Annotated in this window: 6 protein-coding genes; 4 read left to right on the forward strand and 2 right to left on the reverse strand. The window is 73.1% G+C overall.

The annotated features are described in order from the left end of the window. The first annotated feature begins 20 nt into the window (after positions 1–20). Positions 21–1,187 (forward strand): RNA polymerase sigma factor, encoded by a 1,167-nt coding sequence (locus ACFXAZ_RS24415; protein ID WP_384595057.1) that lies wholly within the window; start codon positions 21–23, stop codon positions 1,185–1,187. Positions 1,188–1,760: 573 nt separating this feature from the next. Next, positions 1,761–3,710, forward strand: a complete 1,950-nt coding sequence (locus ACFXAZ_RS24420) for an NAD(P)-binding protein (RefSeq protein WP_384595060.1) — start codon at positions 1,761–1,763, stop codon at positions 3,708–3,710. 113 nt (positions 3,711–3,823) lie between these two features. On the opposite strand, the gene ACFXAZ_RS24425 is transcribed toward ACFXAZ_RS24420, so the two are convergent. Next, on the reverse strand, positions 3,824–6,499 hold the full coding sequence (locus tag ACFXAZ_RS24425; RefSeq protein ID WP_384595063.1) for an FAD/NAD(P)-binding protein: 2,676 nt from the start codon (positions 6,497–6,499) through the stop codon (positions 3,824–3,826). Positions 6,500–6,738: 239 nt separating this feature from the next. On the opposite strand from ACFXAZ_RS24425, the gene ACFXAZ_RS24430 reads away from it, so the two are divergent. Then, entirely contained in the window at positions 6,739–7,662 is a 924-nt protein-coding gene (locus ACFXAZ_RS24430) for an aminoglycoside phosphotransferase family protein (protein WP_384595066.1), read from the forward strand. Between the two features lie 21 nt (positions 7,663–7,683). Here the strand turns inward: ACFXAZ_RS24430 and ACFXAZ_RS24435 are convergent, their stop codons facing one another. Beyond that, a complete protein-coding gene (locus tag ACFXAZ_RS24435) occupies positions 7,684–9,102 on the reverse strand; it encodes an APC family permease (RefSeq protein ID WP_384595069.1) in 1,419 nt (472 codons plus the stop codon). 192 nt (positions 9,103–9,294) lie between these two features. On the opposite strand from ACFXAZ_RS24435, the gene ACFXAZ_RS24440 reads away from it, so the two are divergent. Next, complete coding sequence (locus tag ACFXAZ_RS24440) at positions 9,295–10,734, forward strand: aldehyde dehydrogenase family protein (RefSeq protein ID WP_384595072.1); 1,440 nt, start codon at positions 9,295–9,297, stop codon at positions 10,732–10,734. The last annotated feature ends 250 nt before the right edge of the window (positions 10,735–10,984 follow it).

The following is a 10,984-nucleotide window of genomic DNA, read 5'->3' on the forward strand; positions in this document are numbered from 1 at the left end:
CCGGTCTGGTGGGCTGGTATATGTTTAAACCCCACCGGCCCCGGTCTCACCCGCGGGGGGTGGGGGGGACCCTCGCCCGCCGCGGCCCCTACTTCGCGGCGCCCGAGGACGCCGTGCAGGACGCGCTGGTGGAGGCGGTCCGGGTCTGGCCCGCCGACCCGCCCCGGGATCCCAAGGGCTGGCTGGTGACGGTGGCCTGGCGCCGGTTCCTCGACGCGAGCAGGTCGGACGCCTCCCGCCGCCGCCGGGAGGATCTCGTACGGGAGGAACCGGCGCCGGGGCCCGCGTCCGGCGCGGACGACACGCTCCGGCTGTACTTTCTGTGCGCCCACCCCTCGCTGACGCCGTCGTCGGCGGTCGCGCTCACGCTGCGGGCCGTCGGCGGGCTCACCACCCGGCAGATCGCCCAGGCGTATCTGGTGCCCGAGGCGACGATGGCGCAGCGGATCAGCCGGGCCAAGCGGACGGTGTCCGGGGTGCGGTTCGACCGGCCCGGTGATGTGGCGACCGTGCTGCGCGTGCTGTACCTGGTCTTCAACGAGGGGTACTCCGGTGATGTCGACCTCGCCGCCGAGGCCATCCGGCTCACCCGGCAGCTGGCGTCCGCGATCGACCATCCCGAGGTGGCGGGGCTGCTCGCGCTGATGCTGCTGCACCACGCCCGGCGCGCTTCCCGGACCGGGCCGGGCGGTGCGCTCGTACCGCTCGCCGAGCAGGACCGGAGCCGGTGGGACACGCGGACGATCGCGGAGGGGGTCGGGATCCTCCAGGCGGCGCTCGCCCGTGACCGGCTGGGCGAGTTCCAGGCGCAGGCGGCCGTCGCGGCGCTGCACGCGGACGCGCCCACGGCCGGGGAGACGGACTGGGTGCAGATCGTGGAGTGGTACGACGAGCTGCTGCGGCTGACGGACAGTCCGGTCGTCCGGCTGAACCGGGCGGTGGCCGTGGGCGAGGCCGACGGAGCGCGCGCCGGGCTGGCGGCGCTGGCGGAGCTGGACGGTTCGCTGCCCCGGCACACGGCGGTGGCCGCGTATCTGCACGAGCGCGACGGCGACCCGGCGACGGCCGCGCGGCTGTACGCCGAGGCCGCCCGGCAGGCCCCCACCCTCGCCGAGCGCGACCATCTGACCCGCCAGGCGGCCCGCCTCAACACCCTGCTGCGCGGCGGCGGGCCGGGCGGGCCCTGATCGGCTCCGATCGGCCCTGATCGGCCCTGATCGGCCGCGACGGGTTCTGCCAGGGCCGACGGGCTGACGGGTTCCGCCGGGGCCGACGCGGCCGATGGGTTCCGCCGGGGCTGTCCGGCGTCGACCGCATTGCCGGAGGTGTCGCGATTTCGTCGCCGAGACGCGACGGCCCGGGTGTACGCCGCCCATCGGTCCGTAAAAGCGCAGGTGACACAGGGGGCGCACAGGATTGGGCGGCTGTCGTGGGCAGGTCATCGGCCGACGCCCGGAGAACGGGAACCGTACGGGCGCGGCGGGCGCCCCGGCCGCCCCACTCCCCCACCCCACCTCACGGGTTGACGAACGCACCCTGAAGATCCGGTGCCGGTGGTGGACCGCCCGACAGGCCGCCCCACCCTCACCCCGCAACTGATTCCGCATCAATATTGGCCACTTGCAACGAAATTCGCACTTAACTATCGGACCGACAACTGTTTACCATCACGATCACCCCCCACGACTCCGAATTTCGCATCTCCGGAACTCTGCATCTCGGCAAGTCCGCAAGTCCGCAATTCCGCGTGGAGGTTTGGCATGTCCGGCTTCAGTGATCGTGAACTCGGTATGGGGCGGCGCATCACCCGTCGCGACTTTATTGACGGTGTGGCCGTCGGCACGGCCGCCATCGCCGCCGCCACCGCGCTGCCCGGTGCCGCCCAGGCAGCGCCCAACTCGTCCCGAGGCAACGGCCATGGTCATGGGCACGGCCACGGCGGTTCGAAGACCCCGTACCCGCCGACCGGCACCGGTCTGGGCGGCCAGGGGCAGGGCTCGTACGACGTGGCGCACTCCGTGCGCAACGGTGACTTCGACCCCGGGAAGATCACCAGCATCCGTGAGTCGTACGACCTGGTGGTGGTCGGCGCCGGGCTGAGCGGGCTCGCCGCCGCCTACCTCTACCGCAAACACGCCGGGCGGCATGCCAAGGTCCTGATCCTGGACGCCCTGGACGACTTCGGCGGCCACGCCCGCCGCAACGAGTTCCACGTCGGCCGCAGCCTGCTGCTGTCCAACGGCGGCACCGTCAACATCGACACCCCCAGCACCTGGACCCGCGCGTCCCGCGACCTGCTCACCAAGGACCTCGGCGTCGACCTCAAGGCGCTGGAGGCCACGGTCAAGAGCGACGCCTACGCCCCGTACTCGCTGCGCAGCGCGACCCTGTTCACCGCCGACCGGTGGGGCAAGGACCAGTTGGTGGTCCGTGAGTCCGGCGAGTCCTGGGCGTCGTACGCCGCGAAGCTGCCCATGAGCGCGGCGAGCCGGGCCTCGCTGGTGCGGCTCTACACCACGACGGAGGACTTCTACCCGGGGCTGAGCGACGCGCAGAAGAAGGAGATCCTCGCCCGCACCCCGTACGAGACGTATCTGCGCGAGAAGATCGGCCTGGACGACGACGCGCTGGAGATCGTCAAGCGCGGGACGAACGGGCTGTGGGGCGTCAATGTCGACCGGGTCGCCGCCGCCGACGCCTGGGCGACCGGACAGCCGGGCTTCAACGGTCTCGGTCTCACCCACGCCCCCTGGCCGGGCGCCGGGTTCACCCCGCTCATGCAGCTCAACGAGAGCGAGGAGGACGGCAACTTCTACTTCCCCGAGGGCAACGCCTCGCTCGCCCGGCTCCTGGTCAGCAAGCTGGTCCCCCACGCCTTCGACGAGCGCCGCCCCGACTGGCGGGAGATCGTCACGGCCAAGGCGGACTACTCACGTCTGGACCGCGCGGGCAACGACGTCCGGATCCGGCTGGGCAGCACCGCCTACAGCGTCCGCAACGACGGCCGGCGCAGCGTGGACATCCGCTACTCCAAGGGCGGGCGCAGCTACCAGGTCCGAGCCAAAGGCGTGGTCATGGCCTGCTGGAACTCCGTCGCCTCGTACGTCATGCCCGAGCTGGGCGCCGAGCAGGTCTCCGCGATGCGCTACGGCGTCAAGGTCCCCCTCGTCTACGCGCGGGTGGCGCTGCGCGACTGGCGGCCCTTCGCGCAGGCCCGGATCTCCCGGGTCAGCACGCCGTCCCGGTTCTTCAGCAGTTTCGGACTGCCCACGGTCACCGAGATCGGCGACTTCAAGATGCCGAAGCGCCCCGAACTGCCCACCGTCATCTCCCTGTCCGCCACCCCGAACCAGCCCGGACTGATCTGCCGCGAGCAGCACAAGGCGGGCCGCAAGCAGCTGATGCGGATGCAGTTCGCGGACTTCGAGCGCGAGATCCGTGACTCGATGACCCGCTCGCTGTCCGCCCACGGCTTCGACCCGGGCCGTGACATCACCGCCATCACGGTGAACCGCTGGGCGCACGGATACGCCTACGAGTACAACTCCCTGGACGATCCGCACCTGTTCCGGCCCGAGTCCGAACGCCCCTACGCCCAGGCCCGCCGCCCGGTCGGCCGGATCACCATCGCCAACTCCGACGCCGAGGGATTCGGCTACACCCAGGCGGCGTTCGACGCGGCCCACCGGGCGGTGTCGCACCTGCTGTGAGTGGGGGGCCTGTGTGAGGGTGCGGGAGAGGACCCCTGCCCGCCAGGGGGCGAAACCCTTCTCCCGCACCACCTGTCCCGTGGGCCGGACGGGCAGGGCCGGTCGAGCGACGCTCAGCCCTTGAGCGCCAGCGCCGCCATCATCCGCCGGTCCCGGGGCGCTTCCTTGCGGTCCAGTCGGGCCGTGAGCAGCCGCTGGGCCGCCTCGCAGCGCCCCGCCGAGACGAGGGCGTACAACAGGGTCTCCTCGATCACCTCGCGTTGCGCCGCGCTGCCGCCGACCTTGCGCAGGACGGGCAGCAGCGCGGTGAGCCCGCGGGCGGCCTCGCCGAACCGCTCCTCGACCAGCGCGGCCAGCGCCTCGCACAGCGGGGCGACGATCTCGCGCTGTACGGCGTCGGCGCCGGCGGCGTGGTCGCGCAGTCGGCGCAGTGCGGCGAGGTCGCCCGCGGCGGTGAGGGCGATGGCACAGTGCAGGGCGGTGAAGGCGGTGGCGGGGCGTTCGAGCACATCGCGGGCGACGGCCTCCAGGACGTCCCCGGCGGGCAGTTCGCCCTGCCAGCTGTCGCTGAGCCGGGCACGCCACAGCAGCGAGCCGGAGTCGACCAGGGCGCGGACGCCCGCCACCCGGCCCGGCGCGAGCTGGCTGTGCCAGCGTTTACGGACGGCGGCCGGGTCGTCCAGGGCCAGTTCGTGCAGGGCGATGTGCCAGGAGAAGTGGGCGCGGTGGACGGCGCCGCGCCCGCGTCCGGCCACCCATCCGTCGAGCCAGTCGCGGCCCGCCTCGTGGGTGCCGGTCTCGTAGTGGACGTGGGCGAGGGCGTGCACGGCGTGCCCGGCGGCGGGTTCGGTGGCCAGGACGCGGTGGGCCAGTTCCCCGGCCTCGTGCAGCCGCCCCTGCTCCTGGCGCAGGAACGCCAGCAGCGATGTGTGGAACCAGTGGCCGTCGTAGGCGGGTGAGGTGCGCTCGACCAGGCGCAGCGCGTAGTCGTCGTCGAGGTCGTCGACGCCGGAGAAGGCGATGGTGGGGACGGCGGCGGCCAGTGCGAGCGCGTCGCCGGGGTGGGCGTCGAGGTGGTGCATCAGGGCGGTGTCGCCGCCGTCGCCGTGGATGCGGCGGGTGACGACGTCCACGAAGGAGCGCTCGCGCGCGTCGGCCCGTTCCCGGGCGCTGCGCTGGGCGTCGGCGAGGGCGCGCGGGACGTCGACGGGGGCGCCGCACTCGTGGCCGAGCAGGGCGAGGGCCGCGTGTCCGAGGGCGAAGCCGGGGTCGAGGGCGACCGCGCGGGCGAAGGCGTCGTCGGCGCCGGCCCGGACCTTGAGGACTCGGTCGAGGCCCCGGCGGTAGGCCGCGGCGGCCTCGGCGTGGGTGGACAGCGCGAGGCCGTGTCCGTCGACGGGCCGCCGGGTGGCGCGGGGCGCGGGGGCGAGCGGGGCGAGGAGTTCACGGGCGAGGGCGGCGGCCTGGACGCGGATCTCGGGGATGGCGGTGGTCTCCCACAGCTCGCCGCGCCGGGGCGCCCCGAGGGTGAACAGCGGCAGCCCGGCGTCCGGTGCGGCGGCGCGCAGGCGGCCGTCGGCGGTGGCGACGCCCATGCCGAGCGGCCCGGGAACGGCGGCCCCGGACCGGGTCAGGGACGCCCACAGCGGGTCGTCGACGGTCCGGCCGGGGCCTGTGCAGTCGATCACCCAGCCGACCCGGAGGGTGGCGCCGTCGGACAGTTCGACGGTCAGGGAGCCGTCCGGGTCGGGTATGGCGGCGGTGACGGTCCCGGAGTGCAGGGTGAGCCTGCGGGTGGTGCGGGCCCGGTCGACGGACTCGGCGGTGGCGGGGGCCATCCGGTGGCGGTGGGTGTTCCACAGGGCGCCCTCGTGGGCGAGGAACTCGGCGCGCTCCTCGGGGCTGAGGCTGTGCCACAGCCGGGCGGTCTGGGGGCGCAGGCTGTCCAGCGCGGGGCGCCAGTCGCCGTGGGTGCGCAGGGCCCGGCTGACGTGCCGGTAGACGGTGCGGCGCAGGCGTCCCAGGGAGAGGCCGCCGGGCAGCGGGGGCGGGGCCATGGGTCCGGCCGGGGTGAGCGCGTGCGGCTGGGGCAGCAGCCCGCTGCGGGACACCGCGTGCACGGTCCGGCCGGGCCCGTCCAGCGCGAGGGCGAGATCCACGGCGGTCAGCCCGGTCCCGACGAGCAGCACGTCGGACGCGTCGGCGGCCACCGCGTCGAGCGCGCCCGGCGTCCAGGGGCGGGCGACGAACCGCGCGGAGCCGCGCAGGGCGTCCGGCGCCCAGGCGGCGTGGGGTGCGGCGGGGCCGGTGGCGAGCACGGCCCGGTCCGCGGTGAGCCGTCCCCCGTCGGCGAGATGGAGGTCCACCCGGCCGTCGGGGGTGCCGGTACAGCTCTCCAGGCGGGTGCGCAGCCGTCGTACGGCGACCACGCCCCGGGCCCGTACGACGGCCTGGGCGAGGGTGTCGGCGAGGTAGGCGCCGTAGCGGTAGCGGGTGGCGAACTCGGCGCCGGTGACCTCGGACTCGCCGTGCCGGCACAGCCAGCGGGTGAAGTGGCCGGGGTCGTCGGGGTAGCAGCTCATGTTGCCCGCGGGGACGTTGAGCCGGTGCCGGGGATCGCGGGTGGCGTAGGCCGTGCCCCGGCCCGCCTCGGGGGCGGGGTCGACGAGCACGAGATCGAGGGGGGTACGGCGGCGGACGGCCGTTTCGCAGACCTGGACGGCGGTCAGCGTCCCGGCCGCTCCCGCTCCGACGATGGCCACGGTGTACCGCTGACGGGCTGAGGTCACGTTGCTGCCTCCGGCGAGGGTCGGTGAGGTGAGGGATCGGGGGATCGACACGGGCATCGACACGGGGGCCGGCCCGGGGGGCGACATACGGAACGACCCGTTCCTCACTATTCCTATCGGACTGGTGGGAAACCATGTCTGGCGGGACGATCTCACCGGATCCTCAGCGCACCGGCCGCCCGTTCATGTGCCGTTCATGGTTCGCGGCCACGCGGGGAGGGCCGACTAGGGTCGTCCCTGTGACCCACACCGAGATCGAGATCGAGATCACCGCCGAACTGGTCCGGGAACTGCTGCGTGAGCAGCACCCCGATCTCGCCGGGCGGCCGGTGCGGTTCGGGGCGTTCGGGTGGGACAACCAGTTGTGGCGGGTCGGCGACGATCTGGCCGTCCGGCTGCCGTGGGCGACGCCCGGGGCCGATGAACTGCTGCGCAAGGAGCACACCTGGGTGCCCGTGCTGGCGCCGCGCCTGCCGCTGCCGGTTCCGGTGCCGCGGCGGCTCGGGGAGCCGTCGGCGCGGTTTCCGCGGCCGTGGACGGTCACCACCTGGGTGCCGGGAACGCCCGCCGACCGCGCCCCGGCCACCCGCGCCGAGTCCGCGGAGACGCTGGCCGCCTTCCTGACGGCCCTGCACCGGCCCGCCCCCGACGCGGCGCCGGTCAGCGGATACGGCCGGGGCGGACCGCTGAGCGAGCTGGCCGACGGTTTCGCCGAGCGGCTCGGGTCGGCCGTGGACGCGGGGCTGGTCGCCGATCCCGGGCCGGTGCGGGAGGTGTGGGAGGACGCGCTCGCGGCGCCGCGGTGGGACGGCCCCGCGCACTGGCTGCACGGCGATCTCCACCCGGCGAACGTCCTGACCTCGGACGGCACGTTCTGCGGCGTGATCGACTTCGGCGACCTGTGCGCGGGCGACCCCGCCTGCGACCTCGCGGCCCCCTGGCTGCTGCTGCCGGACGGCACGGCCGGCCACTTCCACCGGGCCTACCGCCCGGCCGCCGACCCCGCGACCCTGCGCCGCGCCCGCGGCTGGGCGGTGCTGCGCGCCCTCGGCGGCCTCCTCATCGGCGCGGCGGGCGAGCGGGGCCGCCCCGGCGGCAAGACCTCGTGGGGACCGCCCGCGCGGGCGGCACTGCACCGCCTGGTCACGACGGCGGGCCGGTAGGGCCGCCCGCCCGTACCGCACTCACTCCCTCCGGTCCTGCACCTTCCTCCGGTACAGCCACAGCAGTACCGACACCGCCAGTACCCCCAGGGCGATGGCGAGTTCCTTGAAGCCGCCGTAGCCCGTGATGGAGAAGCCGGTCGCGCCGACGACGAGGATGACGGTGAGGAGGGCCACCAGGAACCCGGCGAGGGGGACGAAGAAGCCGGGCAGGCGGATCGGGCGCGGGGCGTCGGGTCGGTCGCGGCGCAGCAGGATGAAGCCGGAGATCGCCAGGACGTGGGTGAGGATGTAGCCGAGATTGCCGGTGACGATGATGGCCAGCGGGGTCTTCAGGACCGTCAGGACCACGATGTTCAGGACCAGGGCGACCATCAGGGCGCGGGCCGGGACGCCCCGTCGGTTCAGGACGCCGACCTGGCGGACCGTGTGACCCTGGCGGCCCATCTCGTAGAGCACGCGGGAGCCGTCGGCGAGGCCGGTGATCATGATGAGCAGCAGGGACGCGATGAGGAAGACGACCATCAGGTCGGCCGCGCCGCCCACCAGGTCCTGGAAGGCGCCGACGTAGAACGTGGTCGGGTCGGCGGAGATGGCCGCCTCGCCGACGTAGCCGGACAGGGCCAGCGGCAGCAGGATGAAGACGCCCAGGCAGAACAGGACTCCGGCGCGCAGGGCGCGTGAGGTGTCCCGGACGGTGTCCTTGTACTCGGGGGCGAAGGTCGCGCAGACCTCGACGCCGAACGACGTCCAGGCCATCACGTACAGCCACACCAGCGCCTCACGCAGGCCGCCCATGCCGTCCGGCAGGCTCCAGTGCAGGCCGCCGGCGCTCCAGTCGCCGCTGAAGAACGGCAGCACGATGAAGACGGCGAGCGGGATCAGCAGCGCGCCGCCGGTGACGTACACCAGCCACATCGCCACATGCAGGCCGAACATGGTGGCGCCGAAGAGCAGCAGGATCACGGCGAGGCCGACGACGATCGGGAAGCTCAGTTCGGCGGGGCCGAGGGTCACCGACCAGTCCTGGCCGGGGAACCACTGGGCCTGCACGAACGAGCCGATGATGCCCGCGTAGACGGCCAGCGCGGTGGTCCAGGGGAACCAGTAGCCGATGCTGGCGATGGGGCCCACGACGGGGGCGCGGGAGCGCCAGCCCTCGGCGGCGTAGGCGGCGATGCCGCCGGAGGACTCGGGGAACATCGCCGCGAGTTCGGTGTAGATCCAGTTGGTGGCGGTGGCCAGGACCATGGAGGCCGCCCACAGGGCGATGGCTCCCCAGGCGCCGAGGCCGCCGATGGACGCGCCCAGGGACGCGATCAGGGCCGCCGGCATGGTCAGCGACATGGCGAAGCCGTCGTACCAGCGGATCTTCTTGGCGAGTGCGGGTTCGGCGGCCGGGGCGGCGGTGCCTGCTGGGCTGTTGGCTGAGGTGCTCATTGCGTACTTATAAGTCCAGCCAAAATTTCCCGTCAAGATGCACGCATGAGCAATCGAATACCTTTTACTTTGCTGATCCGTGAGTCTTGACGTTCCAAACTTGTCGATGAATCATCGGGTCCAAGCATCGGGTCCACGTATCGGACCGGACATCGGACCAGGCATCGGAACGGACAGAGGAGCACCCACCTCATGACCACCGCAGAGCAGCAGCTCTTCATCAACGGCACTTTCACGGACGGCGCCGGCTCACGGACCGCCGAGGTGATCAGCCCCGCCACCGGAGAGCGCGCCGGATCGTTCCCGCTGCCCACCGCCGCCGATCTGGACGCCGCGGTCGAGGCCGCGCACCGGGCGCAGCGGGCGTGGGCCGGGGTGAATGTGTGGGACCGGGCCGCGGCGTGTCACCGCATCGCCGACGAGATCGACAAGCGCCGCGACGAACTGGCCCGGCTCCAGACCCTGGAGCAGGGCAAGCCGCTGACCGAGTCGGTCGCCGACGTCACGGAGACCGCGCAGCTCTTCCGGCTGCACGCCGAGGACGCGGTACGGCTCAACGGCGAGACCCTGCTGTCCCGCGACAACTCCAAGAAGATGTTCACCTTCCACCGCCCGGTCGGCACCTGGGGCGTCATCACGCCCTGGAACTTCCCGCTGCTGATGTTCGCGGAGTTCGCCGCCCCCGGTCTGGCCACCGGCAACGCCCTGATCGTCAAGCCGCCGGCCAACACCCCGCTGACCGTCCTGAAGGCCATGGAGGCGGTCGCCGCCGCCGGGCTGCCGGAGGGCCTGGTCAACATCCTGCCCGGCGACGGTGGCTTCGGTGACGCCCTGGTGCGCCACCCCGGCGTCCACGCCATCGGCTTCATCGGTTCCTCCGCCACCGGCGCGAAGATCACCGCCGCGGCCGGTCTCAAGCGGTCCCTGATGGAGTGCTCGGGCAACGGCCCCCTCGTCGTCCTCGCGGACGCCGACATCGCCGCCGCCGCGAAGGCCGCCGTCGACGGCGCCTATCCGTGCGCCGGGCAGGTGTGCTGCGCCACCGAGCGGGTGGTCGTGCACGCCGATGTGCACGACGCGTTCGTCCAGGCCGTGCTGCGCGAGTCGGAGCGGGTGCTGCTCGGCGACCCCTTCGACGGCAAGACGGTCCTGGGCCCGCTCAACAACGAGGGCGTGGCCGCCAAGATGGACCGGCACATGGCCGACGCCCGTGCGCGCGGCGCCGAGATCCTGCTGGGCGGTGGCCGCCGCAGCGGGATGCCGACCGACCTCTACTACGAGTTCACCGTGGTCGACGCGGTCCCCGAGGACAGCCTGCTGTCCAGGGAGGAGTCCTTCGGCCCGGTCGTCCCGATCATCACCGGCCGCGACGAGGACGACCTGCTGCGCATCGCCAACGACGACGCCCTCGGCCTCCAGGGCGCGGTCTTCACCAGCAGCATGAAGTCCGCCTTCCGTTTCATGGAGGAGATGGAGGTCGGCCAGGTCATCGTGAACGAGTCCAACAACTGGTGGGACATCAACATGCCGTTCGGCGGCGCGGGCGCCCGTGGCACCGGCTGGGGCCGGATCGGCGGCAAGTGGACGCTGATGGACATGACGGACACCCGTACGGGCGTCATCAGCCTCTGAAGCCTCAGCAGTCCCTGGGGTCTCGGCAGCCTCTGAAGCCTCAGCAGTTCCCGGGGTCCCGGCAGCCTCTGAGGTACCGGCCCGCACCCGGGGGTGTGCCCCGCGCACACCCCCCCCCCCCCCCCCGGGGCCCCCCCCCCCCCCCCCCCCCCCCCCCCCCCCCCCCCCACAAACACCCCCCCCCCCCCCCAACCCCCCACCCCCCCCCAAAAAAAACAAACACCCCCCCCCCCCCCCACCAAATAAACCA

This window comes from Streptomyces sp. NPDC059477 (genome assembly GCF_042749375.1).
Classification (GTDB): domain Bacteria; phylum Actinomycetota; class Actinomycetes; order Streptomycetales; family Streptomycetaceae; genus Streptomyces.

Coding starts and splice junctions, on each gene's coding strand:
- ACFXAZ_RS24415 (WP_384595057.1), top strand. CDS start 21: ATGTTTAAACCCCACCGGCCCCGGTCTCACCCGCGGGGGGTGGGGGGG.
- ACFXAZ_RS24420 (WP_384595060.1), top strand. CDS start 1,761: ATGTCCGGCTTCAGTGATCGTGAACTCGGTATGGGGCGGCGCATCACC.
- ACFXAZ_RS24435 (WP_384595069.1), bottom strand. CDS start 9,102: ATGAGCACCTCAGCCAACAGCCCAGCAGGCACCGCCGCCCCGGCCGCC.
- ACFXAZ_RS24440 (WP_384595072.1), top strand. CDS start 9,295: ATGACCACCGCAGAGCAGCAGCTCTTCATCAACGGCACTTTCACGGAC.